The organism is Ruegeria sp. AM5, assembly GCF_056540645.1.
Genome location: NZ_JBQFXC010000001.1, coordinates 535,088 through 559,803, shown reverse-complemented (window position 1 = coordinate 559,803; position 24,716 = coordinate 535,088). Strand labels below are relative to the sequence as shown.

Annotated in this window: 24 protein-coding genes and 1 tRNA gene; 17 read left to right on the top strand and 8 right to left on the bottom strand. The window is 57.2% G+C overall.

Going from position 1 to position 24,716, the window contains the following annotated elements; translation table 11 throughout:
* The first annotated feature begins 429 nt into the window (after nt 1-429).
* Nucleotides 430-882, top strand: coding sequence for a hypothetical protein (locus tag ACR0AH_RS02830; RefSeq protein ID WP_480590256.1), 453 nt, complete (start codon nt 430-432; stop codon nt 880-882).
* An 8-nt stretch (nt 883-890) separates the two neighbouring features.
* Here ACR0AH_RS02830 and ACR0AH_RS02825 read toward each other — a convergent pair.
* The 4 genes from ACR0AH_RS02825 to pdxH form a co-directional block, all read right to left on the bottom strand.
* A tRNA-Pro gene (locus ACR0AH_RS02825) sits at nt 891-967 on the bottom strand.
* A 43-nt stretch (nt 968-1,010) separates the two neighbouring features.
* A complete protein-coding gene (locus tag ACR0AH_RS02820) occupies nt 1,011-1,478 on the bottom strand; it encodes a DUF192 domain-containing protein (protein WP_170392984.1) in 468 nt (155 codons plus the stop codon).
* 7 nt (nt 1,479-1,485) lie between these two features.
* Nucleotides 1,486-2,013: a cold-shock protein gene (locus ACR0AH_RS02815; RefSeq protein WP_170392983.1), complete on the bottom strand. Its 528-nt coding sequence runs from the start codon at nt 2,011-2,013 to the stop codon at nt 1,486-1,488.
* A gap of 117 nt (nt 2,014-2,130) precedes the next feature.
* Nucleotides 2,131-2,736, bottom strand: coding sequence for a pyridoxamine 5'-phosphate oxidase (gene pdxH, locus ACR0AH_RS02810; protein ID WP_480590254.1), 606 nt, complete (start codon nt 2,734-2,736; stop codon nt 2,131-2,133).
* Between the two features lie 134 nt (nt 2,737-2,870).
* On the opposite strand from pdxH, the gene fabI reads away from it, so the two are divergent.
* From fabI to trpE, 5 genes are all read left to right on the top strand, one after another.
* Nucleotides 2,871-3,677: an enoyl-ACP reductase FabI gene (gene fabI, locus ACR0AH_RS02805; RefSeq protein ID WP_170405951.1), complete on the top strand. Its 807-nt coding sequence runs from the start codon at nt 2,871-2,873 to the stop codon at nt 3,675-3,677.
* 6 nt (nt 3,678-3,683) lie between these two features.
* On the top strand, nt 3,684-4,193 hold the full coding sequence (gpt, locus tag ACR0AH_RS02800) for a xanthine phosphoribosyltransferase (RefSeq protein WP_480590252.1): 510 nt from the start codon (nt 3,684-3,686) through the stop codon (nt 4,191-4,193).
* A gap of 39 nt (nt 4,194-4,232) precedes the next feature.
* Nucleotides 4,233-5,408 (top strand): aminotransferase, encoded by a 1,176-nt coding sequence (locus ACR0AH_RS02795; RefSeq protein ID WP_480590250.1) that lies wholly within the window; start codon nt 4,233-4,235, stop codon nt 5,406-5,408.
* Between the two features lie 81 nt (nt 5,409-5,489).
* A complete protein-coding gene (locus tag ACR0AH_RS02790) occupies nt 5,490-7,331 on the top strand; it encodes a peptidyl-prolyl cis-trans isomerase (RefSeq protein WP_480590248.1) in 1,842 nt (613 codons plus the stop codon).
* 12 nt (nt 7,332-7,343) lie between these two features.
* Nucleotides 7,344-8,855, top strand: a complete 1,512-nt coding sequence (trpE, locus tag ACR0AH_RS02785; RefSeq protein ID WP_480590246.1) for an anthranilate synthase component I — start codon at nt 7,344-7,346, stop codon at nt 8,853-8,855.
* A 24-nt stretch (nt 8,856-8,879) separates the two neighbouring features.
* Here the strand turns inward: trpE and ACR0AH_RS02780 are convergent, their stop codons facing one another.
* Entirely contained in the window at nt 8,880-10,361 is a 1,482-nt protein-coding gene (locus tag ACR0AH_RS02780; protein ID WP_480590244.1) for a divergent polysaccharide deacetylase family protein, read from the bottom strand.
* A gap of 197 nt (nt 10,362-10,558) precedes the next feature.
* Between ACR0AH_RS02780 and ACR0AH_RS02775 the strand changes: the two genes are divergently transcribed.
* The 6 genes from ACR0AH_RS02775 to lexA all read left to right on the top strand — a co-directional run bounded on the left by ACR0AH_RS02775 (nt 10,559) and on the right by lexA (nt 15,376).
* Entirely contained in the window at nt 10,559-11,140 is a 582-nt protein-coding gene (locus ACR0AH_RS02775; protein WP_170392975.1) for an anthranilate synthase component II, read from the top strand.
* Nucleotides 11,137-12,156: an anthranilate phosphoribosyltransferase gene (trpD, locus tag ACR0AH_RS02770; protein WP_170646154.1), complete on the top strand. Its 1,020-nt coding sequence runs from the start codon at nt 11,137-11,139 to the stop codon at nt 12,154-12,156. Before ACR0AH_RS02775 ends, trpD begins: the two co-directional genes overlap by 4 nt.
* A complete protein-coding gene (gene trpC / locus ACR0AH_RS02765) occupies nt 12,153-12,965 on the top strand; it encodes an indole-3-glycerol phosphate synthase TrpC (protein ID WP_170392973.1) in 813 nt (270 codons plus the stop codon). Before trpD ends, trpC begins: the two co-directional genes overlap by 4 nt.
* The gene (gene moaC, locus ACR0AH_RS02760; protein ID WP_480585142.1) at nt 12,965-13,438 is read left to right on the top strand and encodes a cyclic pyranopterin monophosphate synthase MoaC; all 474 of its coding nucleotides are present in this window, start codon (nt 12,965-12,967) and stop codon (nt 13,436-13,438) included. Before trpC ends, moaC begins: the two co-directional genes overlap by 1 nt.
* A complete protein-coding gene (locus ACR0AH_RS02755) occupies nt 13,435-14,607 on the top strand; it encodes a molybdopterin molybdotransferase MoeA (protein WP_480590242.1) in 1,173 nt (390 codons plus the stop codon). Before moaC ends, ACR0AH_RS02755 begins: the two co-directional genes overlap by 4 nt.
* 70 nt (nt 14,608-14,677) lie before the next feature.
* The gene (gene lexA / locus ACR0AH_RS02750) at nt 14,678-15,376 is read left to right on the top strand and encodes a transcriptional repressor LexA (RefSeq protein WP_480590240.1); all 699 of its coding nucleotides are present in this window, start codon (nt 14,678-14,680) and stop codon (nt 15,374-15,376) included.
* On the opposite strand, the gene ACR0AH_RS02745 is transcribed toward lexA, so the two are convergent.
* Entirely contained in the window at nt 15,370-17,397 is a 2,028-nt protein-coding gene (locus ACR0AH_RS02745; RefSeq protein WP_480590239.1) for a ComEC/Rec2 family competence protein, read from the bottom strand. The two genes, lexA and ACR0AH_RS02745, sit on opposite strands and share 7 nt — an antisense overlap.
* A gap of 78 nt (nt 17,398-17,475) precedes the next feature.
* Here ACR0AH_RS02745 and gltX point away from each other — a divergent pair, with 78 nt between their 5' ends.
* The 3 genes from gltX to ACR0AH_RS02730 all read left to right on the top strand — a co-directional run bounded on the left by gltX (nt 17,476) and on the right by ACR0AH_RS02730 (nt 21,404).
* Nucleotides 17,476-18,882: a glutamate--tRNA ligase gene (gene gltX, locus ACR0AH_RS02740; RefSeq protein WP_480590237.1), complete on the top strand. Its 1,407-nt coding sequence runs from the start codon at nt 17,476-17,478 to the stop codon at nt 18,880-18,882.
* 114 nt (nt 18,883-18,996) lie between these two features.
* Nucleotides 18,997-20,292: a citrate synthase gene (gene gltA, locus ACR0AH_RS02735; protein ID WP_170392967.1), complete on the top strand. Its 1,296-nt coding sequence runs from the start codon at nt 18,997-18,999 to the stop codon at nt 20,290-20,292.
* A gap of 170 nt (nt 20,293-20,462) precedes the next feature.
* Nucleotides 20,463-21,404, top strand: a complete 942-nt coding sequence (locus tag ACR0AH_RS02730) for an autotransporter domain-containing protein (protein ID WP_170510120.1) — start codon at nt 20,463-20,465, stop codon at nt 21,402-21,404.
* A gap of 9 nt (nt 21,405-21,413) precedes the next feature.
* On the opposite strand, the gene ACR0AH_RS02725 is transcribed toward ACR0AH_RS02730, so the two are convergent.
* The gene (locus ACR0AH_RS02725) at nt 21,414-22,481 is read right to left on the bottom strand and encodes a PA0069 family radical SAM protein (protein ID WP_480590235.1); all 1,068 of its coding nucleotides are present in this window, start codon (nt 22,479-22,481) and stop codon (nt 21,414-21,416) included.
* Nucleotides 22,482-22,796: 315 nt separating this feature from the next.
* Between ACR0AH_RS02725 and ACR0AH_RS02720 the strand changes: the two genes are divergently transcribed.
* Together ACR0AH_RS02720 and ACR0AH_RS02715 are read left to right on the top strand one after the other, a co-directional pair.
* Nucleotides 22,797-23,495, top strand: coding sequence for a corrinoid protein (locus ACR0AH_RS02720; protein ID WP_170392964.1), 699 nt, complete (start codon nt 22,797-22,799; stop codon nt 23,493-23,495).
* Nucleotides 23,496-23,596: 101 nt separating this feature from the next.
* Nucleotides 23,597-24,262 carry a DUF1638 domain-containing protein gene (locus ACR0AH_RS02715; RefSeq protein ID WP_480590233.1) on the top strand — a complete coding sequence of 222 codons (666 nt, stop codon included), beginning with the start codon at nt 23,597-23,599 and terminating at the stop codon, nt 24,260-24,262.
* A gap of 3 nt (nt 24,263-24,265) precedes the next feature.
* Here the strand turns inward: ACR0AH_RS02715 and ACR0AH_RS02710 are convergent, their stop codons facing one another.
* Nucleotides 24,266-24,676 (bottom strand): SufE family protein, encoded by a 411-nt coding sequence (locus tag ACR0AH_RS02710; RefSeq protein WP_170392962.1) that lies wholly within the window; start codon nt 24,674-24,676, stop codon nt 24,266-24,268.
* Between the last annotated feature and the right edge of the window lie 40 nt (nt 24,677-24,716).

Below are 24,716 nucleotides of genomic sequence, written 5' to 3'. Positions count from 1 at the left end.
CAAGGGACCGGACGCTGCCTAGAACAGCGCAGAACCGCGAATACGGTCTACGTCTTAGTGGTATGCTTTCCGTCCCTCGCCCGATGCCTTTTCCGGTCATTGCCTACCAGATTTAGTGGCTCGTCTTTCGGCCCATACAATCTGACGTATATTCCCATAGTTGGTCAACGGGCTTTTTCGGTCATTTTTGGAATCTTTTAGCTTGACCTGTTTTGCTGAACCGGCGGAATTTCGCCGCATCGCGATTCCTCCACAGACATGTCCCGGACGAGCAGCCTATTCCGCCTTGATGTTTCAGAGTGATTTCTCGTGTTTTCCGCCACAGTTAGAGGTCATTGATCAACCGATCCCGCGTTAAGGACATGTTCAGAGAATCATCGTCACGACATCGCAGCGCGTGCCATACTTGAAATCACACGACATTTCTGGATGGGAAATCTACTCTACATGCGTTTGATTTCATTGTTAACTATTGTGGCGCTAATCGTGTCCTGCACATCACAGGAAGCACCACCTGCATCTCGCAGCGCGCAATTCGACGGTTATCCGCAGAACCTTATCAATTCCTTCAGGACCGACTGCGCGGGGCCGGGCGACAAGTATATCAAGACCACCGCAAGCATCTTTGAATGCCGCGAGACCTTGCCGCCCGAGGCAACGGCGTATTTGATTCTCAGCTTCAACGGCTATCCGCAGAACTTGCCGCAAATCGTAACGCGGCTGAGCTCGACCAAGAATCAGGCCGGGTATCGCGTGGACGCAGAGTTGTACTTTCTGGTTCCGCAGAAAGATGGTTCAACTCTTAGAATACCTATTGAAAGCAAAGATTTGGACAGGGAATTTTCCAAACTCTACACCGACTATGGCGGAACGCCAGTGTAGAGGAAAAATGGTCGGGGCGGCAGGATTCGAACCTACGACCCCCTGTACCCAAAACAGGTGCGCTACCAGACTGCGCCACGCCCCGGACCGTGCGCCTTCCTAAACGTGCCGATCTGATTTGAAAAGCCCTAACAGGGCCAAATTGCAGGACCTTGCGAAAAAACTTCGTGGCGCATCTGCGAACCAGGCCGAATGGCGTAACGCTCGGCTAGGCCAGCGTTGATTTCCAGGACCGCATAAACCGAATCGCCGCCTTCGATTGGGCTCAGATCCCCCGGAATTGCACCTTCGTGCACACGCGTCACCGTGCCCGCGCGATCAACAAAGATCATATCAAGCGGAATCAGGGTATTCTTCATCCAGAACGCAACAGGTTGCGGCGGATCAAAAACAAACAACATTCCAGATCTGTTCGGCATGCTTTCGCGAAACATCAATCCGCGCGATCGCTCTTTCGGTGTGATGGCCAGCTCAACGTCGAAGCGAACCTCTGCCAGATCATTTCGAAGCTCGACACGATCCGGACGGCATTCAGCCCGCGCGATCCCGCCAATCAAAAAACTCAGGAGCGCCAGTACGAAAGCCGTTCTCATCATTCAGAACCTAGTCGTTCAGGGCCGCTTCCCAGGCCAGAACCTGCGCGGCCATTCTTCCGCGCTTGCCATCAATGACCCGCATGGCCAGCGCTTCGCCCGGTTGCAGATCTGCCAACCCAGAACGACGTAGCACCTCGATATGCAGGAATACGTCTTCACTGCTGCCGAAAACATTGGCAAAGCCAAACCCTTTGCCCTTGTCGAACCATTTGACGCGCGCAGCCTCAAGCGGAGCGCTGCCGATCACGGTTGGATCAAGCTCGGCAAAATCGGCCAACATCATGGTTTCCGCGCGAACAGGCGGGTCAACACTGATCACTTCGACCGCTTGAACACCGCGATCAGTTTTGTGGGTCATGATCTCGATGCCGGCGCCATCCGCGACCGAGCTTTGCCCGAAGTTTCGCAGCACGTTGACGTGCAACAGAATGTCCGGGCCGCCTTCGTCAGACACAACAAATCCGTATCCCTTGGCGGGATCGAACCATTTTACGTGTCCACGGACGCGGTACATGCTGTTCAGATCTTCTGGCACTGTTTTCCCATTACGATAGGCAAGTCGTTAAGGGTTTCTTGTTTATGTTTTGGCTCGCAAATTCAAGCTGAAAAAAGCTATTGTCTGCAAACAGTTGCATTTCACGCAACGCGAACGTCATGGATTTAACCTCAGCACTTGCCAGTCGGAATCGACATTTTGTCGCTTCCACTGAAACCTGTCATGCAACCTGAAGGCACCATCGGCCCAGAACTCGACTTCGACAGGTGTTACACGGTATCCCCCCCAAAATTCAGGGCGAGGCGGGTTGGTACCCAACTTTGCGGTCACTTTAGCCACTTCGGCCATCAGGGATGCACGACTTTCCAGCGGTTGCGACTGGTGTGACGCCCAAGCACCCAAGCGGCTTTTGAGCGAGCGCGAGGCGTAGTATGCGTCCGCCTGCGGCCCATCTTCCTTGGTGATTGTACCACGAACACGGATTTGTCGCCGCAAAGATTTCCAATGCATCACAAAAGCCGCTTTGTGGGCGCTGTCCAACTCCTGAGCCTTGGCGCTGTGATAGTTCGTATAGAAAACAAACGCGTCCTTCTCGATTTCCTTCAGCAGAACCATACGGGCATTCGGCAAACCTTCCGAGTCCACGGTTGCCAAAGCAATCGCATTAGGATCATTCGGTTCGGTCTTTTCTGCCTCGGCCAGCCACCGATCCGCGATTTCAAACGGATCAGCCCCGGCGAAGATGCCATTATGCTCGTTCATTTCCATCCCCAGGAAACAATTAACATGACCCTAAGGCGAGAACCCGCTGCGGGCAAGAGCGCATGGCCTTGAAGCAGGACAATCAATGGCATAAACCAACCGAACACAATGCGACGACAGGCGGAGAACCGAAGATGTCAAATCAGTTGATGGCCGGAAAACGCGGCCTCATCATGGGACTGGCCAATGACAAATCAATCGCATGGGGTATCGCCCGCGCCTTGTCCGACGCCGGGGCCGAGCTGGCCTTTTCCTATCAGGGGGACGCCCTGAAAAAACGCGTCGATCCATTGGCGGCGCAGTTGGGCAGCGAGATCGTTTTGCCCTGTGACGTCAGCGACGAAGAATCAATTAATGAACTCTTCAGCGCGCTCGAAAAGAAATGGGGTAAACTTGATTTCGTCGTCCACGCCATTGGCTTTTCTGACAAGAACGAATTGCGCGGGCGTTACGTCGACACGTCGCGCGCGAACTTTAACCTGACGATGGATGTTTCGGTCTACTCTTTCACCGCCGTTATGCAGCGCGCGGAAAAAATGATGAACGAAGGCGGCAGTGCGATCACCCTCACCTATTACGGCGCCGAACAGGTCATGCCACACTACAATGTAATGGGTGTTGCAAAAGCCGCCCTTGAGGCATCCGTAAAGTATCTGGCCGAGGATTTGGGCAAAGACGGCATTCGCGTGAATTCGATCTCGGCAGGCCCGATCAAAACGCTCGCGGCCAGCGGCATCGGCGATTTCCGTTACATCATGAAGTGGAACGAGTATAACTCGCCCCTGCGCCGGAATGTGACCATCGATGATGTTGGTAAATCGGCCCTGTATCTGCTGTCTGATCTCAGCAGCGGAGTGACAGGTGAGAATCTGCACGTGGATTCAGGCTATCACATCGTCGGAATGAAGGCCGTCGACGCACCGGACGTTGAAAAAGGATAACAGACCATGAGCGCCAAGGACCGCCTGCCACACGAAAAAGGCTTCCACATCAGCTGGGATCAGATTCATCGCGACTCGCGCGCTCTTGCGTGGCGTCTGGATGGGCAAGGACCAGATGACGGCGCTTGGCGTGCGGTCGTGGCGATTACACGTGGCGGCATGGCCCCCGCGATGATCGTCAGCCGCGAACTGGATATCCGTACGGTCGATACTGTCAGCGTGAAATCCTATCATCATCAGGCGCAGGGCGAAGCAGAAATTCTCAAAGCGCCCAATGCTGATCTGATGGATGATGGCACCGGTATTCTGATCATCGACGATCTGGTCGATAGCGGCAAAACGCTGGAACTGGTGCGCGATATGTTCCCCAAAGCGCATTTCGCGACCGTATACGCCAAGCCTAAAGGCCGTCCGATGGTAGACACCTTCATTACCGAGGTCAGTCAGGACACATGGATTTTCTTCCCATGGGACATGGCCCTGCAATATGTCGAACCCTATCGGGGCACTGATTAATCAAGCGTTTTTCATAAGCGCTGAAATCACGGACTCACCATGACAATGACCCGCACTTCCGCCACCTTTGCCCCTCCGGTGATGGAGGCACGCCGTTGGCTGGACGGAGTCGAGTTCGCGGTTGACAGTCCGTTGATCAATGTCAGTCAGGCGGCTCCGGTCGATCCGCCCCCGTTAGCGCTGCGGCAAGCAATGGCCGAATTCGCGGTCGAGCAGGACAGCGCGCATCTATACGGCCCGGTTCTGGGCAACGATGACCTGCGGTCCGAACTCGCGGCTCAGATCAGCGCACATTATGCGGCTGAGGTATCGGCGAATCAGATCGCAATCACCTCGGGTTGCAATCAGGCCTTTTCAGCCGTGATTTCGGCAATTACCGATCAGGGGGATGAGGTGATCCTTCCGACCCCTTGGTACTTCAATCACAAGATGTGGCTGGATATGGCCGGGGTAAAAGCCGTTGATTTGCCCACAGACGATGATTTGCTTCCCGATCCGGAGCGCGCCCGCGCCCTTATCACCGAAAAGACACGGGCGATTTCGTTGGTGACGCCGAACAATCCCGGTGGTGTCGAATACCCTTCGGACTTGGTGCGCCGCTTCTATGATCTTGCGCGGGAAACGGGGCTTCGTCTGTTGGTTGACGAAACCTATCGCGATTTCGACAGCCGATCAGGCGCGCCTCATGACCTGTTCCAGCAATCGGGTTGGGACGATACGTTTGTCCATCTCTACTCGTTCTCAAAAGCCTATCGCCTGACCGGTCACCGTGTTGGCGCGATTTCAACCAGCCCCGCCCTTTTGGCGGAGATCGAGAAATTTCTGGACACGGTCGCAATCTGCCCCGGCCAGATCGGCCAGTTTGCCGCGCTTTGGGGCATGCGGAACTTGACCCAATGGGTTGCGGGTGAACGAGATGAAATTCTCGACCGAAGAGAGGCCATCGCGGAAGGAATGCCACGCCTTGAAGACAAAGGCTGGCGTCTTTTGGGACTTGGCGCTTACTTTGCCTACCTCGAACATCCCTTTGGCATCGCTTCCGACGAATTGGCCCGACGGCTGGTACCCGAGGCAGGTATACTGCTTTTGCCGGGTACCATGTTCATGCCAGAGGGCGATTCCGCGGGAAAGCGGCAGGTTCGTGTAGCATTTGCCAACCTCGACCGCGCCGGTATCGCGCAATTGTTCGACCGATTGCAGGGCTTGTCCTTCTAAGCTTGCCCCCCGGCTGCACGCATCGTATTCAGGGCCGCAACCGACTGGGCAGACATTTGCCGACAAAACCAAGAGGGCACCATGGCCGCAGGCATGAAAAACCTATCCAAAACCTTTGTCTGGATTCTCATGGGTCTTTTGATGCTGGGCCTTGCGGGCTTTGGCGCCACCAGCCTGACCGGAACCGTGCGTACGGTTGCGCAGGTCGGTGATGAAAGCATTTCGGTCGACGCGTATTTTCGTGAGCTTCAGCGCGAGATCCGGGCCGTCGAAGCGCAAACCGGTCAGGCAATGCAGATTTCGCAGGCACATGATCTTGGCCTTGATCAACTTGCCCTTTCGCGCCTGATCGCGCTGGCCGCAATCGATAACGAGGTCGGACAGCTTGGCATTTCGATCGGTGACGAGAACCTGCAGGACGAGATTGTACAGATACCGGCGTTCCAAGGTGTAAACGGTACATTCGACCGCGAAGCCTATCGCTTTCAGCTGGAACAGGTCGGAATGACCGATTCCGAATTCGAATCGGATCTGCGCAAAGAATCTTCACGCACCATCGTGCAAGGTGCGGTCATGAGCGGTGTTGAAATGCCCCGTACGCTGACCGAGGCTTTGTCGAACTATGTGCTGGCCCGCCGCAGCTTTACCGTGGCGACCCTGTCAGCCGACCTTCTCGAAACGCCCGTGGCCCAACCCACAGACGCGCAGATTCAGACATATTACGATGAGAATACCGATCAGTTCACACTGCCCCGCACCAAGCAACTGACCTACGCCATTCTGTCGCCCGACATGCTGCTCGATACGATCGAAGTGGACGAAGATTCTCTGCGCCGTCTATACGACCAACGCGCTGACGAATTTTTCCAACCCGAGCGCCGCTTGGTCGAGCGCCTTCCCTATCCCAGCGAAGAATCCGCAACCGAGGCGCTGGCACAACTTGAAGTTGGCGGGGCCGATTTCGAACAGTTGGTCCGCGAACGTCAGCTTGAGCTGAGCGATGTTGATCTGGGCGATGTCACCCGTGAAGATCTGGGCGATGCAGCCGACGCCGTGTTTGCCGCCGAGATCGACGATGTGGTCGGCCCGCTTCCCACGGTGTTCGGCCCTGCCCTGTTCCGGATCAATGGATCGCTGGCCGAGAACAATGTCAGTTTCGAAGACGCCGAACCCGAACTTCGTGCAGAACTCGCCGCCGACCGAGCGCGCCGTCAGATCGAAGCACAGGCCGAAGACATCAACGACCTGCTTGCAGGCGGCGCAACACTGGAAGAACTGGCCGGTGAGACCGAGATGGAACTGGGTCAGATCGACTGGACCCAGCAAAGCGACGATGGCGTTGCCGCGTATGACGGCTTCCGCTCAGTCGCTGAGGCTGTGCAAGAAGGTGATTTCCCAGAGGTCGCGTTCCTTGAAGATGGTTCGATCTTTGCGCTGCGCTTGAATGAAGTGCTAGAGCCGCGCCCGGAACCTCTGGAAAGCGCCCGTGACCGTGTCGCCGAGGCATGGCTGCAGGTAGAAACTGCGAAAGCGCTGCAAAATCAGGGCAACACGGTTCTGACCCAACTTGCAACAGATGGCGACTTTACCGCCACAGGCCTGCCCTTCCGCGTCGAAAATGCGCTGACACGTACCGCATTCCTCGAGGATGTTCCCGTGGACTTCATGACTCAGGTGTTTGAAATGGACCCTGGCGAGCTGCGTGTCATTCCCGGAAACGGTAACGCCCTGATCGTGCGTCTGGATGAAGAGCTGCCTCCGGCGGAAACCGATGAGCAACGCCAGATGCAGGATGCACTGGCTGCGCAATTGAGCCAGGCGCTGGCGCAGAACATCTTTGACATCTATGTGCGCAATGCCCAGACACGCGCACGCCCTGTGCTGGATCAGCAAGCGCTGAACGCGGTACGGGCCAGTTACTAAAAGAGACAGAACATGGCCCTGACCCCGGATTTCGAAAGTTTCGCGCGCGCTTATGATGCGGGCGAAAATCAGGTCGTCTATACCCGCCTCGCCGCTGATCTGGATACGCCGGTTTCACTGATGCTGAAATTGACAGGCGCTCAGAAAGACGCCTTCATGCTCGAGTCGGTAACCGGGGGTGAAGTGCGTGGGCGCTATTCGATCATCGGAATGAAGCCCGATCTGATTTGGCGCTGTCAAGGCGAGACATCGGCCTTGAACCGATCAGCCCGCTTCGATGCCGAGGCGTTCGAGCCACAGGATGGCAACCCGATGGACAACTTGCGCGCCTTGTTGGCTGAAAGCCGCATCGCGCTTCCCGATGACCTGCCGCAGGCCGCCGCTGGCCTGTTTGGCTATCTGGGCTATGACATGGTCCGGTTGGTGGAATACCTGCCGGATGTGAACCCTGACCCGTTGGGCCTGCCCGATGCGATCATGCTGCGCCCCTCGGTCATTGCTGTGTTGGACGGCGTCAAAGGCGAGGTTACCGTCGTGTCGCCCGCATGGGCCAGCGAGGGCCAAAGCGCCAAAGCCGCCTATGCGCAGGCCGCCGAGCGTGTGATGGATGCCGTGCGTGATCTTGAGCGTGCCATGCCGGCTGAGACGCGCGATCTAGGTGACGCAATCGAAGTTGGGGCTCCTGTCTCTAACTTCACCAAATCGGGCTATATGGAAGCCGTTGAAAAGGCCAAGGAATATATCCGTGCAGGTGATATCTTTCAGGTCGTCCCGGCCCAACGCTGGACACAGGATTTTCCACAACCGCCATTTGCCCTCTACCGCTCGCTGCGGCGTACCAACCCATCGCCATTCATGTTCTATTTCAACTTCGGCGGCTTTCAGGTCGTAGGCGCAAGCCCAGAAATCCTGGTGCGTGTCTTCGGCAATGAGGTCACGATCCGCCCAATCGCGGGTACCCGCCCGCGTGGCGCGACGCCCGAAGAAGACAAGGTCAACGAAATCGACCTGCTGGCCGACAAGAAAGAACTGGCCGAGCACCTCATGTTGCTGGACCTGGGCCGCAATGACACCGGGCGTGTTTCTAAGATTGGAACCGTGCGTCCTACCGAAGAGTTCATCATCGAGCGCTACAGCCACGTGATGCACATCGTATCAAACGTGGTCGGCGAACTGGCCGAAGACAAGGATGCACTGGACGCGTTCTTTGCCGGGATGCCTGCAGGCACGGTATCAGGCGCGCCCAAAGTGCGCGCGATGGAAATCATCGACGAGTTGGAGCCTGAAAAGCGCGGCATCTACGGTGGCGGTGTCGGGTATTTCAGCGCAGGCGGCGACATGGATATGTGCATCGCGCTGCGGACGGCCATTGTGAAAGACCACAAACTGTATATCCAAGCTGGAGGCGGCGTTGTCTATGACAGCGACCCAGAAGCGGAATACATGGAGACCGTCCATAAATCGAACGCCATTCGCGGCGCGGCTGCGGATGCGGCGCGGTTTACAGGCAGCGGAAACAGCTAGTGGGGTGGCGGATGGTCGCTGCCGTCACCCGTCCGTCAGCGATCCGGCAACGCCCTGCTGGATTTCTTTCATCATCACGGCAGAAATTGGGGCCATCGCCACGCGGCTGCCGCGATCCTCAAGCCCCCACAGCAACAGAGCCGAGATCGTCTCGGGACGCAGACGACCCAGCATCACCACGGCACCTTCCTGTCCGGCGCGGAAGGCTGCCTGATCCAGAAAACGCCGCATGATCTTGGGGTCCTGTTTGGCACCATCGAAATCGCGGAACACTACGCTGGATGGAATGCCGTTGCGCGCTGCAAGCTTTTGCGCAGTGTTTAGACCATTGTCCTGCGTCACCAGCCCGCGCCCGGTATCTCCAGCAATCGCCGCAACCTGATCAGCCAGCTTTCGGTTGCCCTGAATGCCGCTTCCGACACCTTCCAGAATGCCAACGGTTTGAGGCAATTGATCCAACCACACCGACAACGACACCTCAGCGTCCTGAGCACTGGCGGCTTCGTGCATGTCAACCAAGGCCAATACTTCAAATCCAGCCTCGCGATGACGGGCCATTTTTTCCGCTGCATTCGGGTCAGACGGGCTGACGGCAAAACTTAGCGGGTATGGGAAATCCTGCAACGCCTCGGCCCCAAAAGCCCCTTCATCATCGATCAGAATGATCGACATCAATGGCTTGGATTCTGGGTTTTCGAAGGTGGCAGCATGTGCTTCGATGGGCTTGGCCACCACTTCTGGAGTAATCACGGCTTGTTCGACGGGCGGGTCATCCCTCTCGGTTAGGGGCACGACACGCTTGCCGATCAACGAACCGGAACCTGTAACCCCCTCTCCGCCAATTTGCGGCAGGGTCAATACGCGCGGCTGACGTACAGGGCGGGTATCTTCTTCACCCTCAACCGCGATTGGATTTTCATCAGGTACGGGTTCCGCTTCCTCAGCCTCTGGCGCGGCATCCGGCACTTCGACGGTCTCAGGCTGCAGGGCTGCGACCTGAGGGACCTCCTTGGGCGTTTCTTCCGCAACCTGCGGTTCCGGGGCTTCCTCGGGCGCAGGCGCTGCTGGAGCGTCCGCGAGCGCTGCCGGTTCGGCTTCCTGTTGTGGCGAGGTCGGTTCGGCAAGTGGATTTGGCGGTGCCGCGGGCGCTTCGGTTTGAACGGTCACGTCAGAAGATGAGATCGCTGCAGGTGCCTCGGCTACGGTCGGTGCTCCACCCGCCTCAGGACGGGCACCGGGCTCAAGCTCGATACCTGCCAAGCCATCCAGCGAATCTGATGATAGATCGGGGGTTTCAGGGCCGGATGGTGGCAACTCAACCAGATCAGCATCGGCATTGCTTTCCTCAACTTTCGCAGCCTCCAGGGGCTGCGGAGTATCAGCCACTTCGGGCGCTGTTGCCGTCACATCTGGTTTACGTGACAAAGGAGTTGTCAGCGAAAGAACTGCGCCCAGTGCCAATACCGAGACCGCCCCGGCGATCGCTCCACCGTAAAATCCGCTCATCGAAATCTCGCCTCTCGCGTTGTTTCGTGCCTCATCTGCCCAGACGCCATCTTCCGCGACGCTCACCTGTACGGTGTCAAGTTGGGTATGTCCTCTTGACGCTGCCGCACAAGCCTGAGCATGTATGTCCCGACATTATACCGCGCTCAGGGACTGCATCGCCAGCCCGAAATGCCCATAGGAAGATAAGTGCCCAAATGCTGCTGCTGATCGACAACTATGACTCGTTTACCTACAACCTCGTTCATTATCTGGGTGAGCTCGGGGCCGAGATGGTCGTGCGCCGGAATGACGCGCTGGATGTGCAAGAAGCAATGGCGATGAACCCGGCTGGTATTCTGCTCAGCCCCGGCCCTTGTGATCCCGATCAGGCGGGCATCTGTCTGGCCTTGACCGAAGCCGCGGCCGAAACGCAAACACCGCTGATGGGGGTCTGTCTGGGGCATCAAACCATCGGTCAGGCATTTGGCGGCAAGGTTGTGCGCTGTCATGAGATCGTGCACGGGAAAATGGGCACGATGAAACACACCGGCAAAGGTGTATTCGCTGGCCTGCCCTCGCCCTTCGAGGCCACCCGGTATCATTCGCTTGTCGTAGAACGCGAAAGCCTGCCCGATTGCCTTGAGATCACGGCCGAGCTTGAGGATGGCACGATTATGGGTCTGCAGCACAAAGAACTGCCGATCCACGGCGTCCAGTTTCACCCGGAATCCATCGCGTCCGAGCATGGTCACGCCCTGCTTAAGAACTTCCTGAACGAAATGAAAGTCCCCGCATGAGCGACGCTCTGAAACCTCTGATCGGTGCTGCGGCCGATCGACCTTTGACCCGTGCCGAGGCTGAACAGGCCTTTGGCATCCTCTTTGATGGGGCCGCCACGCCCAGCCAGATCGGCGGGTTGCTGATGGCAATGCGCACGCGCGGCGAGACGGTCGAGGAATACGCCGCCGCCGCTGCCGTAATGCGCGCGAAATGCAATGCAGTGAAAGCTCCCGCTGGCGCGATGGACATCGTTGGCACGGGGGGCGACGGCAAAGGAACACTCAATATCTCGACAGCCACGGCTTTTGTGACGGCTGGCGCCGGAGTCACCGTTGCAAAACACGGTAATCGGAACCTGAGCTCGAAATCTGGCGCAGCAGATGCTCTTGGGCAGCTAGGTATCAACGTAATGGTCGGCCCGGAAGTCGTTGAGAAAGCGCTGAAAGAGGTCGGTATCGGCTTTATGATGGCCCCAATGCACCACCCGGCGATCGCCCATGTCATGCCTTCGCGGCAAGAACTGGGGACGCGCACGATTTTCAACATTCTGGGCCCCCTGACCAACCCCGCCGGAGTGAAGCGCCAACTGACCGGTGCGTTCAGCCGCGACCTGATCCGCCCGATGGCCGAAACTCTGGGTCTGCTTGGGGCTGAACATGCCTGGCTAGTCCACGGCTCAGACGGTACGGATGAGCTTACGATCACCGGGGTCAGCTGGGTCGCATCGGTTGAGGACGGCGTTGTCAAAGAGGTCGAGCTTCACCCCGAAGATGCAGGCCTTCCGGTGCATCCGTTCGAAAATATCATCGGCGGCACGCCCGAAGAGAACGCGGTCGCCTTCCGCGCCCTGCTGGATGGGGCACCTTCAGCCTACCGCGACGCGGTGTTGCTGAACTCGGCAGCGGCGCTGGTCGTTGCAGATGCGGCAAGCGATCTGCGCGAGGGCGTTGCGATGGCCACAGAAAGCATTGATAGCGGCAAGGCCCGTGAAAAGATCACCGCGCTGGCGCGCATTACACAGGAAGCCGCATGACCGAGACCGTTCTGGACAAAATCAAAGCGTACAAGCTGGAAGAGATCGCTGCGGATAAGGCGCATAAGCCTCTGGAAACACTAGAATCTGAGGCACGGAACGCACCCGAGGTACGCGGTTTTGCCGAAGCCCTGCATTCGGCTATGCGCAAGGGGTACGGATTGATCGCCGAGGTCAAAAAGGCCAGCCCGTCCAAAGGTCTGATCCGCGCTGATTTCGATCCGCCCGCGCTTGCCAAAGCTTATGAAGAGGGCGGCGCGGCTTGCCTGTCGGTTCTGACGGACACGCCTAGCTTTCAGGGTGACAAGTCCTTTCTGACCGAAGCGCGCGCGGCCTGTTCGTTGCCAGCATTGCGGAAGGACTTCATGTACGACCCCTATCAGGTGGTCGAAGCGCGTGCATTGGGTGCGGATTGCATCCTGATCATCATGGCATCGGTCAGCGATGCACAGGCCGCCGAGCTTGAGCAAACCGCGTTTGACTGGGGCATGGATGTTCTGATCGAAGTCCATGACGCAGACGAGCTTGAGCGGGCATCGCAGCTGAAAAGCCCGCTGATCGGGATAAACAACCGCAATCTCAAGACCTTCGAGACGACTCTTGATACAACTCGTCATCTGTCAAAGCTGGTTCCAGCGGATCGCACGATCGTCTGCGAGAGCGGCCTTAGCACTCCGGCGGACCTCGCAGATATCGCCCGCTACGGTGCGCGCTGTTTCCTTATTGGTGAGAGCCTGATGCGTCAGGATGATGTAGCTTCGGCAACTCGAGCACTGCTCGCCAACCCGCTCATTCCCGGAGTGATGTGATGCCGCTGACCCATTTTGATGCCAAAGGTGAGGCCCATATGGTGGACGTGTCCGACAAGGCTGTCACCGACCGGGTTGCGGTTGCATCTGGATACATCAAGATGGCGAAGGAAACCTTTGATATCATTTCAGAAGGACGCGCTAAGAAAGGCGATGTTCTTGGTGTTGCCCGACTTGCGGGCATAATGGGCGCCAAGAAAACGCCTGACCTGATACCTCTGTGTCATCCGCTACCCGTGACCAAAGTCGCCATTGAACTGAGCTTAGACACGGACCTTCCCGGCGTTCAGATTGAAGCGACTGTAAAGACTTCCGGCCAGACCGGCGTAGAGATGGAAGCGCTGACAGCAGTCTCGACAGCCGCACTGACGGTTTACGATATGGCGAAGGCCGTGGACAAATCGATGGAGATCGGCGGTATTCGTGTTCTACTGAAAGACGGCGGAAAATCAGGGCGTTACGAGGCATCATGATCTCGGTTGAAGAAGCGCGGGCTCTGCTGTTCGATCTGGTCTCACCGCTGCCCGCAGAAACGGTTGCCCTTGCCGAGGCTGCCGGTCGTATCCTGGCAGAAAACGTTGCAGCAACGCGTGATCAGCCGCCCTTTGCTGCGTCATCGATGGATGGGTACGCCGTCAAGGCGGCCGAAGTCGAACTGCATGCAATGTTCAAAGTGGTTGGCGAAGCTGCGGCCGGACGTCGCTTTGCTGGAAGCGTCGGACCCGGCCAAGCTGTGCGGATATTCACTGGTGCGCCTGTGCCGGATGGCGCAGATTTCGTCGTCATACAGGAAGATGTCGACCGACGCGGTGATCTGATCACCATAACCGACGCCCCCGGTGAAAAGGCCAATATCCGCCCTGCGGGGATCGATTTCAGCATCGGTACGCAGATCACGGCCCCACGCCAGCTCAGACCCGAAGATGTCGCATTAATGGCAGCGATGAACATCGCTTCGGTCCCTGTGAACCGCAAACCCGTGGTTGCACTAATCTCAACCGGTGACGAACTGGTGATGCCCGGAGAAACACCCGGCCCCGATCAGATCATCGCCTCAAATACCTTTGGTCTTAAGGCGTTACTGGAAGATGCTGGCGCACAAGTTCGTGTACTTCCTATCGCACAAGATACCTTAGCGTCATTAGAAACAGCTTTTGGCTTGGCACAGGGCGCTGACCTCGTGGTGACCATCGGAGGGGCGTCGGTTGGCGAGTACGACCTGGTTGCGGATGTCTCGGAAGGTCTTGGGCTGAAGCAATCGTTCTACAAGATTCGCATGCGACCGGGTAAACCACTGATGGCCGGGCGGCTTGGGGATGCTGCGATGGTCGGTCTACCCGGAAACCCGGTCAGTGCCATGGTGTGCGGTTACCTGTTCCTCATCCCAATGGTGCGCCGCATGTTGGGGATTGAACAGGCCCTACAGCCATTCCAACGCGCCCGCCTTTCTGCCCCGCTCGGAAAAAATGGCCCGCGTGAGCATTATATGCGGGCGGTGTTGGACAACGGCGGCATCCGCGCCTGTGATGATCAGGACAGCTCGCTGCTAAGTGTTTTGGCGCAAGCCAATGCACTATTGGTACGCCAACCCCACGATCCCGCGCGCGAGGCCGGGGATGAGGTCCTTTACCTGCCGATCTAGCAAATCCGTTGACACAAAACGTGAACATGCGTAGAACAAAAGAAAACGCATGAGCGACGAGGTATGAGCAATGCTGACCAAGAAGCAATTGGATTTGCTGGAATTCATCCACAAACGCGTGCAAGCGGACGGTGTTCCGCCCAGTTTTGATGAGATGAAGGCCGCGTTGGATCTACGGTCAAAATCCGGGATTCATCGACTGATCACCGCGCTGGAAGAACGTGGCTTTATCCGCCGCCTTGCCCATCGAGCCCGTGCCATCGAAGTTGTCAAGCTGCCCGAAAGCCTTGGGGGAGAGCCAACTACAGGTTTCAAACCCCGTGTGATTGAAGGCGATCGCCCTGAAGGTCCACGCCCCGCGAACTTTGAACCCGTCACAGTTGATGCGATGGAATTGCCTGTTATGGGCCGGATTGCTGCCGGTGTACCGATCGAAGCGATCAGCCATGTGTCGCACCGTGTCGCTGTACCGGGCTCGATGGTTTCGGGCCGTGGTGAACATTATGCGCTTGAGGTTCGTGGCGACTCGATGATTGACGCCGGTATCAACGATGGCGATGTCGTGGTGATCCGCGAAACAACGGCCGCTGACAACGGTGACATCGTGGTGGCATTGGTGGAAGATCAGGAAGCCACGCTGAAACGGTTTTTCCGCCGAGGTCAGGCCATTGCGCTGGAAGCGGCGAATCCGGCCTATGAGACCCGCGTGCTGCCAGAGGACAAGGTGAAAGTTCAGGGCCGCCTGGTAGGCTTGATCCGAAGCTACTGAGGCAGCTTGGGGGACCATAGGCGGCGGCCTGAGATATCAGAACTCGCGAACAAACGCCCCTTGGATAACGCAAGACTGCCTGTCTTCCGCAGAAATTCCGTATCGTAAACGCTGCATTCACCGGTCAAAGTCAACGACACCGGGGCGACAATGATCTGATCTTTCCTGCATTCCTGAAAGGCGCTCGCAGCCCGCTTGCTAGTCAAGTGGACAAGCTCTTTGTCTCCCAGAAGAAAACGTTGAATTCCCGCTGGTGCCTCTGGCCATCGCAAAGCGGCCTTTGGTTGATCTGCCCCGTCCCCGTCATTTTCCAGCCAAACCGACGCGACAAATCCGCTGCCTTTCGGTTTGCTCAGCGCGCGCCCGTGTTCAGTCATCACTCCGACCAGCCCGCCGGTATCGGCGATCAGCACGTCTGGGCGGCTTCCCTGACCCCACAGCGCTATCGCCAATGCCGCCGGGGCGATGCCGAGCCACCGTGCGTGCCCTTGCCACAGCATTAGCCACAGAAGAGACAGAGCCAGAACAGGCAATACGAAATAGTCTGGGCTTACCACGTACCCGCGCGCGCCCTCCAGTCCCGCGACCCAATTGGCAACGGTAAGGATCCATCTCAGCCCAAGACCCATTACGTGCAATGCAATCGCTTCAAGCCCAAAAGGTGCAAGAAGGGCGGCGACCACCGCACTTGGAACGACCAGCGTTCCCATGACGGGCACGGAGACGAGATTTGCCAACAACCCGTAGTGTGAAATAGCGTTGAAATGCGCCGCCCCGATCGGAGCTGTCGCGATCCCCGCGATCGCCGAGGATGTCAACAAGGCCAGCATAGGCCGCAGCCATTTTGGGCCTGGCATTGGGCCATAGCCCCGCAACGCGCCAAACCCTGCGACCAAGGCGGTTGTGGCTGCAAAAGACATCTGAAATCCGGGGCTCAAAAGAGTTTCTGGACGAAAGGTAAGAACAATCAGCGCAGCCACGGCCACCGCCCGCAACGAAATCGCGCGCCGGTCCAGCAATACGGCCCCCAGCATAACGCAGACCATCACAAAGGCGCGCTCAGTCGCGACGTTCCCACCAGACAGAAGCAGGTAGATTGTCGACGCGAATAACGCGCAGAGCGCTGCCACCTTGCGTACGGGCATGCGAAGCGCGATGACAGGTACCATTGAGAACCCCATGCGGCACGCCACAAAAACGAAACCGGTCAGCAAACCCATGTGCAGGCCCGAAATCGCCAGAAGATGAGCCAGGTTGGACGCGCGCAACGCCTCTAACGAGGCCTGCCCCATCCCGCTGCGATCACCGGTAGTTACGGCGGCGGCAAAGCCCCCGACTTCGCCCGGCAGGATCGTGCGCACCCGATCCGAGATCTCCATGCGCAAGGCCGTGATACGCACTCCGTCCAAACCATCTTGCGCCGCAGCCGACGTCAGGACCGGAACCCGAGTGTATCCAACAGCGCCGAGTTGCTGGAACCAGGCGTGGCGGCGAAAATCAAAACCTCCGGGTTCAACTGGCCCTTGCGGCGGCGAAAGATGTGCTGTGGTCATAATCCGCTGACCCGGGGACAGCGCAACTGACTCCCCGTGAATAGACAGCCGGATGCGCCGGGGTCTTTGATCAGCAGGAACGTCCCCGATCCGCACCTGATCCAATGTCACCCTCAGCGCATCCGACGCAGAGCGGTCCAGCGCTACGACCCTCCCCTCGACCGGGCCATAGTAACGCCATTGCAGGACCGGCTCTGCAACCATATGTGCCCGCGCCCCGGCCAGAGCGAACCCCATCGCGATCAGGGCTAAGCCAGTGGCCAGCGGTGACCACGCGGCCCCCATCCAACGGGTGGAGGCAAGCGCCAGCAAGGCAAGCGCCAGAACGCCGGCATAGAGCTCAACCTCGGGTTCGAACCTGAGGCTGAAATACCAACCAATCCCGACCGCCAGGCAGATCGGGGACCACGGAAACAAGTGTCCCCGCTGGGTCAGCAATGCGGTCTCGACCCGTGTCAGAACACGCATGGTTGCCCCCGTCCTTCGGGCTGGGTAGATAGTCGCCAAACTATGCCCGCTAAGGTTACCAAAAGGTTAATCCACACCATGTCCGATCAGGTCGTCACCCGTTTTGCCCCCTCTCCCACCGGATTTCTGCATATCGGTGGCGCCCGCACTGCTCTGTTCAACTGGCTTTATGCGCGGGGTCGCGGCGGCAAGTTCCTGTTGCGGATCGAGGATACCGATCGGGAACGTTCCACGCCGGAAGCAACAGCGGCCATACTGCAAGGCATGGACTGGCTAGGGCTTGATCATGACGGTGAGGTCGTCAGCCAATTCGAGGGTGCCCCTCGACATGCAGAGGTCGCGCATCAATTGCTGTCCGACGGCAAGGCATACAAGTGCTTTTCGACGCAGGAAGAAATCGCTGCATTCCGTGAACAGGCGCGGGCCGAGGGGCAGTCGACCCTGTTTCGCAGCCCGTGGCGTGAGGCTGACCCTGCCACACATCCCGACGCACCTTACGTGATCCGCATCAAGGCTCCGCAAGACGGTGCCACTGTGATCCGCGATCAGGTGCAGGGCGATGTCACCATTCGCAACGATCAGTTGGATGACATGATCCTGCTGCGTTCGGATGGGACTCCGGTCTATATGTTGGCCGTTGTGGTTGACGATCATGATATGGGCGTGACTCATGTGATCCGGGGCGACGATCACCTCAACAACGCCGCCCGTCAGATGATGATCTACGAGGCGATGGGTTGGGATGTACCAGTCTGGGCGCATATCCCTTTGATCCATGGACCCGATGGGAAAAAGCTCAGCAAACGTCACGGTGCGTTGGGGGCGCAAGAATATCAGGCCATGGGATATCCGGCATCCGGAATGCGCAACTATCTGGCTCGGCTGGGCTGGAGCCATGGGGATGATGAGTTCTTTACCGATGCCCAAGCTAAAGAGTGGTTCGATCTGGATGGCATTGGCAAAAGCCCGGCGCGGTTTGATGTGAAGAAGCTTGAAAACCTTTGTGGACAACATATTGCCGTCGGGGAAGATGCCGCGCTGCAGCATGAAATTCAGGGATATCTGAAGTCAGCTGGTTTGCCGCCGCTTTCCGAAACACAATCCAGTGATTTGGTCCGTGCGATGTATTGCCTCAAGGACCGCGCACGCACGTTCCCGGAACTCATTGAAAAAGCTCATTTTGTGCTTACGTCGCGACCTATCCAGCCAGATGAAAAGGCCGCAAAGGCGCTGGCATCTGTATCCGACGGTATACTGAAAGAATTGACGCCGCAGCTGCAAAATGCTAGCTGGTCCCGGAACGAACTGGAGGAGACCCTGAATTCGTTCGCAGAGGCGAATGGGGTTAAGTTCGGCAAATTGGCTGGTCCGCTGCGGGCGGCACTAGCGGGCCGGGCAGTTACACCTTCGGTATTTGACATGATGCTTGTGCTTGGGCGCGATGAAACCCTGGCGCGGCTTTCTGATGCAGCGAACCCGGCCTGATTTCACATAAGGGTAACGCTGCTCCGTTAAGAACGGACTGCGCGACGGAACGCAGTCGTTGCCTGCTTTGTCGGACAGCGATCCGGCATGCGCACGAATGAAGAAGGGACAAACATGACCGAGAGCAAAAAATCAGCCAAACTGACTGTCCACGGCGAAAGCTATGATCTGCCGGTGTTTTCTCCGACCGCTGGGCCCGATGTGATCGATATCCGCAAGCTCTATGGTCAGGCTGGCGTCTTTACTTATGATCCGGGTTTCACGTCCACCGCAAGCTGTGACAGCACCATTACATTCATCGACGGTGACAAGGGCGAGTTGCTGCATCGCGGTTATCCGATCGAACAGATCGCCTCGAAGTCGCATTTCCTCGAACTCAGCTATCTGCTGCTGTATGGCGAGCTGCCTTCGGCGAAGGATCTGGAGAACTTCGAGACCACAATCACCCGCCACACGATGCTGCACGAGCAGATGCAGTATTTCTATCGCGGATTCCGCCGGGATGCGCATCCGATGGCCATCATGGTGGGTGTTGTCGGTGCCATGTCTGCGTTCTATCACGATTCGACCGACATCGCGGACCCGCGTCAGCGTGAAGTAGCTTCGCACCGTTTGATCGCAAAAATGCCGACCATCGCGGCCTGGGCCTACAAATACCATATCGGTCAGCCCTTCGTGTATCCGCGCAACGACCTGGACTATGCGTCAAACTTCCTGCGCATGTGTTTTGCCGTTCCTGCCGAAGATTACGAGGTGAACCCGATTCTGGCACGCGCCATGGATCGTATCTTCATGCTGCAGGCGGATCACGAACAGAACGCCTCGACTTCGACGGTGCGTCTGGCATCTTCTTCGGGTGCAAACCCGTTCGCCTGTATCGCGGCCGGTATCGCCTGTCTCTGGGGTCCGGCCCATGGTGGTGCGAACCAGGCTTGCCTTGAAATGCTGGAAGAGATCGGCAGCGTGGACCGCATCCCCGAGTTTATCGAGCGCGCCAAAGACAAAGATGACCCGTTCCGTCTGATGGGCTTTGGCCACCGCGTCTACAAGAACTTCGATCCACGCGCGAAAGTGATGAAGCAATCGGCAGACGAAGTACTTGACCTGCTGGGCGTAGAAAACAATCCCAAACTACAGGTCGCGAAGGCGCTGGAAAAACAGGCTCTGGAAGATCCGTATTTCATCGAAAAGAAACTGTTCCCGAATGTCGACTTTTATTCGGGCATCGTGATGGAAGCGATGGGCTTCCCGACCTCGATGTTCACGCCAATCTTCGCGTTGTCACGTACCGTTGGCTGGGTTAGCCAGTGGAAAGAAATGATTGCCGATCCACAGAATAAGATCGGACGCCCACGTCAGCTTTATCTGGGCGCGACCAACCGCGATTACGTGGACATCGAAAACCGCTGATCCACACACAATATCGATGTTAAGACCCCGGTTATCCGGGGTCTTTTTTCCGTAGCGTTACCAAAATGAGACCGTTCGAAACCAAACGTAAATGACTGTTTCGATGCATCTTTCCGCACTGCGTTAGTCCGCCTAATGTTGCCGCGTCCGGCGAATAGTGTTTGGTTCTCATGCGTTTAATCCTCTTGTTCATTATGTTGCTACTTGCGCAATCGGCATCCGCTCAAAGCGTGCTGGAACGTGCTTTTGAGAAGCAGCAGCAGGAAAACGCCGCCGGGTCGTTGGCAATCTTAGGGCTAGCAGGCATCCCGGACGATTCTGCCAGCGCAATCTCGCTGCAGTCAAATACAGACAATCGCGATTACGATTTCAAATCCGCCCAGCTGGGCGGCGGGTTTCGCCTTGCTGAGGGCGTGCCGATCTATCTTGAGGGGTATATAGGCTACGCGCGCTATGACCCCGTTCTGACCTTCAGCGGCACCGGAGATACCACGCGTATTCCGCTGAAATGGACCAGCCTCGCCCTGACCGGCGGTGTCGGCTATCAGTTCGACATCGGCGAGTATTGGAAAATGACCCCGATGGCCCATATCTCGGTCGGACGTACGCAATCCGACGCATCTGTCGGTGCGCAAGCCATCGCCAACCGCCTGGGGCTTGATCGAGACTTTCTCGAAAGCGGCGGCATCTGGGCTGGTGGCGCAGGCGGATCGATGACGGTCTCGTACGAGAAAGCTCTGTCCAACGACCGGGAATTCGAGGCAAGCCTGCGCTATACCCATATCGAATACTGGCCTATCGGAGACAACGAGGACTTGTTGGTTGAATCAACTGCCGCAAATGCAGTTCTGTGGTCACGCTACCGCTTTCCAACTGGAAAACGCATGTTCGGTCGCCCGGTCCGCTGGGTGGGCGATCTGTCCCTGTCCTATCTGATCGGGGATCAGTCACTTGTATTGGGCACCGACTGGCTGGCCCGCGTAGGTGGTGGGATCGAGGTCGATCTGTCTGACACATGGGTGCCTTGGGTATCAACGACACGGTTTATGGTCCGCTACTACGGCAGCGATACCGTCAACGGATTCTCGGCCGGTATTGGCATTAGTTTCTGAACCAAGGCTTCAAAACAAAGCCAGTTGATCACCGGGCTGGGGTGGAGGTGCAAACGCCGCACAGTTCAGAGGCGGCATGTCTGTCAACAGCCCGAGACGTTTGACTGCGGCCTCGAACCGTTGCGCAATCATCTCGGCATAGGTCCCCTCGCCCCGCATGCGGTGGCCCCACCGGGGGTCATATTCCCTACCCCCATGCATTTCGCGCAGCCGTGCCATCACCTTCTCTGCTCTGCCTGGCTGATGTTCACTCAGCCATTCGCGCCAAAGCCCGGATACTTCACGCGGTAGCCGCAGCATGATCCAGCTCGCGGAATCTGCGCCGGCCTGCTTTCCGGCCTCCAGCAGATTTTCCAGCTCATGATCGGTTAATCCGGGCACGATTGGAGACGTCATAACGCGCACAGGCACGCCAGCCTCGGTCAGGTTTCGGATCATTCCGAGCCTGCGCTGCGGCGAAGGTGCTCGTGGTTCCATCCGCCGGGAAAGATCCCGGTCCAATGTGGTCAGCGAAATGCCAACCCGGACAAGACCATTGCTGGCCATCGGTGCCAGAATATCAAGATCACGCTCGATCAGAGTCCCCTTGGTCACAATACCGACCGGATGTTGAAAATCTCTCAGAACCTTTAGACAGCTTCTTGTTATCTTGCGGTTTTTTTCGATCGGTTGATAGGGATCGGTGTTGGTTCCCAGTGCAATCGTGGCCACCTTGTAAGAACGTGCCGAGAGTTCGCGACGCAATAGCTCAGCCGCATTTGGTCGCGCAACAAGGCGGGTTTCGAAATCCAAGCCCGGAGACAGCCCGAGATACGCATGCGTTGGGCGAGCAAAGCAATACACGCATCCATGCTCGCAGCCCCGATATGGGTTTATGGATCTGTCAAAAGGTAAGTCCGGCGACTTGTTATAGGTAATCAGATTGCGCGCCATTTCTTCCCGAACTTCGGTCCGCAAAGGGGGCAGTTCGTCTGGCAAATCCCAGCCATCTTCGGTCAACTCGGTTGTAAACCTCTCGAATCGACCTGCTTCGTTTGAGGTTGCTCCGCGCCCAGGGCTTTTGATGGCAGCAGTCATTTGTTCGCCTTTTGTTCCTATCACTAGATGTAATTAAAACCAGTTTCACTGGCAAGATTCATGTTTCGTTTCCCAAAAATCATCAGATGCTCGAAACCGGCGACGCATTAGACTGCAGGTGAATTTACCGTGGCTAATGAAACCAATGCAGGATGATCTTGCAAAATTCGATGTCGCTGAGTGCGAATATTCGGCCTATAGGTCGGTCTCAGAACGACCTAGGTCGCAATCGTCACAGTAGACCTGCGACGAAATGGCCAAAACGGTGAAAATGCCACCACGGGCCGCAGGCCCGCACAGCTCAGGGAAATACCCATGTCTGATGAAGAAGACATCGTCCTGTCCGAACTGAATGACGACGAACTCGTCGAACAGATGTTCGATGACCTTTATGACGGCCTGAAGGAAGAGATCGAAGAAGGTGTGAACATCCTGCTCGAGCGCGGATGGCAACCCTATGACATCCTGACCAAAGCGCTGGTTGGCGGCATGACAATTGTCGGCCACGACTTCCGCGACGGAATCCTGTTCGTGCCTGAGGTGCTGCTGGCGGCCAACGCCATGAAAGGCGGTATGGCGATCCTGAAACCTCTGCTGGCTGAAACTGGTGCTCCGCGCGTTGGTAAGATGGTGATCGGCACCGTCAAGGGCGACATCCATGACATCGGCAAGAACCTTGTTGCGATGATGATGGAAGGCGCCGGGTTCGAAGTTGTCGATATCGGCATCAACAACCCGGTCGAGAACTACCTCGAAGCGCTGGAAAACGAACAGCCCGACATTCTGGGCATGTCCGCTCTGCTGACGACGACGATGCCTTATATGAAGGTCGTAATCGACACGTTGGTCGAACAAGGCCTGCGTGATGAGTACACCGTTCTGGTTGGCGGCGCTCCGCTGAACGAAGAGTTTGGCAAGGCGATCGGCGCTGACGGCTATTGCCGCGACGCAGCCGTGGCGGTGGAAATGGCCAAGGACTTCATGTCGCGCAAGCACAACCAACTGGCCGGCTAAGGCGCGAGATCATATCGTGAGACAGGCCGTCCTTTTTGGGGCGGCCTTTTTTGTCCGAACCTCGGGCACATATATTGCTAAAGACCAGCCAGAGAGATCAGATGACCGGCTCAAAGATCCCAGACGATGACAGCCTGACCCGTCAGGGCTATGTCGCACCGCACAGCACCGAGTCAATTCTTCTGATCGCATGCGGCGCACTGGCGCGCGAGATTTTGGACCTGAAAGAACGGAACGGCTGGGATCACATGGCGCTGACTTGCCTGCCCGCCATTTTGCATGTGCACCCGGAAAAGATCACACAGGCGGTCGAGGATGCGGTTGCCAAGCATCGGGACTCCTACGATCGCATCTACGTTGTCTATGCTGATTGCGGAACCGGTGGGTTGCTACAAGCAGCGTGCGAGCGACTGGGGGTCGAGATGATCCAAGGGCCCCATTGCTATTCTTTCTTCGAGGGCAATTTGGCCTTTGCCGCGCATGGCGACGATGAAACCACCGCTTTTTATCTGACAGATTTCCTTGCGCGGCAGTTTGATGCGTTTGTCTGGAAACCGCTGGGTCTGGACCGGCATCCTGAATTGCGAGAGATGTATTTCGGCAATTACACCAAGCTCGTCTATCAAGCACAAACTGATGATCCCAACCTCACTCGCCGCGCGCAGGAGTGTGCCGAACGGATGGGGCTGGAATTCGAACGTCGGCAAACCGGCTATGGCGATTTGGAAACCACGCTTGCTGACTGGGCAGCGCGCAAATCCACCTAAAAGTCAGGCGCTGGCCAATGCCACTTCGCGAATACGTTCTATCATAGCGCGTAACCCGTTCGAACGTTGGGCAGACAAATGATCCTGCAACCCCAGTCGCGCGAGTTCTCCACCGGCATCAACACTGGGCACCTCGGCCACCGGCAAGCCGTTATACAGGCTACGCAGAACCGCAATCAGGCCCCGAACAATCAGGGCATCGCTGTCACCGTCAAAGCGGAATTGACCGCCCTCAATGGTTGGATGCAGCCAGACCTGACTGGCGCAACCATTCACCTTGGTCGCAGGGACTTTGAATGCATCATCCAGAGGCTCCATCGCTTTGCCCTGCTCGATCACATGGCGATAGCGGTCTTCCCAGTCCTCCAGGAACTCGAAATCCTCGACTATCTCTTCGAAGGCTGGCGTTGCCATATCGGGTCCGTCCTTGCGTTACGCATTCACAATTGTGAAC

Coding starts and splice junctions, on each gene's coding strand:
- gpt (WP_480590252.1), top strand. CDS start 3,684: ATGAGCGCCAAGGACCGCCTGCCACACGAAAAAGGCTTCCACATCAGC.
- ACR0AH_RS02720 (WP_170392964.1), top strand. CDS start 22,797: ATGTCTGATGAAGAAGACATCGTCCTGTCCGAACTGAATGACGACGAA.
- gltX (WP_480590237.1), top strand. CDS start 17,476: ATGTCCGATCAGGTCGTCACCCGTTTTGCCCCCTCTCCCACCGGATTT.
- trpC (WP_170392973.1), top strand. CDS start 12,153: ATGACCGAGACCGTTCTGGACAAAATCAAAGCGTACAAGCTGGAAGAG.
- ACR0AH_RS02775 (WP_170392975.1), top strand. CDS start 10,559: ATGCTGCTGCTGATCGACAACTATGACTCGTTTACCTACAACCTCGTT.
- ACR0AH_RS02730 (WP_170510120.1), top strand. CDS start 20,463: ATGCGTTTAATCCTCTTGTTCATTATGTTGCTACTTGCGCAATCGGCA.
- ACR0AH_RS02710 (WP_170392962.1), bottom strand. CDS start 24,676: ATGGCAACGCCAGCCTTCGAAGAGATAGTCGAGGATTTCGAGTTCCTG.
- ACR0AH_RS02715 (WP_480590233.1), top strand. CDS start 23,597: ATGACCGGCTCAAAGATCCCAGACGATGACAGCCTGACCCGTCAGGGC.
- trpE (WP_480590246.1), top strand. CDS start 7,344: ATGGCCCTGACCCCGGATTTCGAAAGTTTCGCGCGCGCTTATGATGCG.
- ACR0AH_RS02780 (WP_480590244.1), bottom strand. CDS start 10,361: ATGAGCGGATTTTACGGTGGAGCGATCGCCGGGGCGGTCTCGGTATTG.
- trpD (WP_170646154.1), top strand. CDS start 11,137: ATGAGCGACGCTCTGAAACCTCTGATCGGTGCTGCGGCCGATCGACCT.
- lexA (WP_480590240.1), top strand. CDS start 14,678: ATGCTGACCAAGAAGCAATTGGATTTGCTGGAATTCATCCACAAACGC.
- ACR0AH_RS02790 (WP_480590248.1), top strand. CDS start 5,490: ATGGCCGCAGGCATGAAAAACCTATCCAAAACCTTTGTCTGGATTCTC.
- ACR0AH_RS02830 (WP_480590256.1), top strand. CDS start 430: ATGGGAAATCTACTCTACATGCGTTTGATTTCATTGTTAACTATTGTG.
- pdxH (WP_480590254.1), bottom strand. CDS start 2,736: ATGAACGAGCATAATGGCATCTTCGCCGGGGCTGATCCGTTTGAAATC.
- ACR0AH_RS02745 (WP_480590239.1), bottom strand. CDS start 17,397: ATGCGTGTTCTGACACGGGTCGAGACCGCATTGCTGACCCAGCGGGGA.
- ACR0AH_RS02755 (WP_480590242.1), top strand. CDS start 13,435: ATGATCTCGGTTGAAGAAGCGCGGGCTCTGCTGTTCGATCTGGTCTCA.
- moaC (WP_480585142.1), top strand. CDS start 12,965: ATGCCGCTGACCCATTTTGATGCCAAAGGTGAGGCCCATATGGTGGAC.
- ACR0AH_RS02725 (WP_480590235.1), bottom strand. CDS start 22,481: ATGACTGCTGCCATCAAAAGCCCTGGGCGCGGAGCAACCTCAAACGAA.
- ACR0AH_RS02820 (WP_170392984.1), bottom strand. CDS start 1,478: ATGATGAGAACGGCTTTCGTACTGGCGCTCCTGAGTTTTTTGATTGGC.
- fabI (WP_170405951.1), top strand. CDS start 2,871: ATGTCAAATCAGTTGATGGCCGGAAAACGCGGCCTCATCATGGGACTG.
- gltA (WP_170392967.1), top strand. CDS start 18,997: ATGACCGAGAGCAAAAAATCAGCCAAACTGACTGTCCACGGCGAAAGC.
- ACR0AH_RS02795 (WP_480590250.1), top strand. CDS start 4,233: ATGACAATGACCCGCACTTCCGCCACCTTTGCCCCTCCGGTGATGGAG.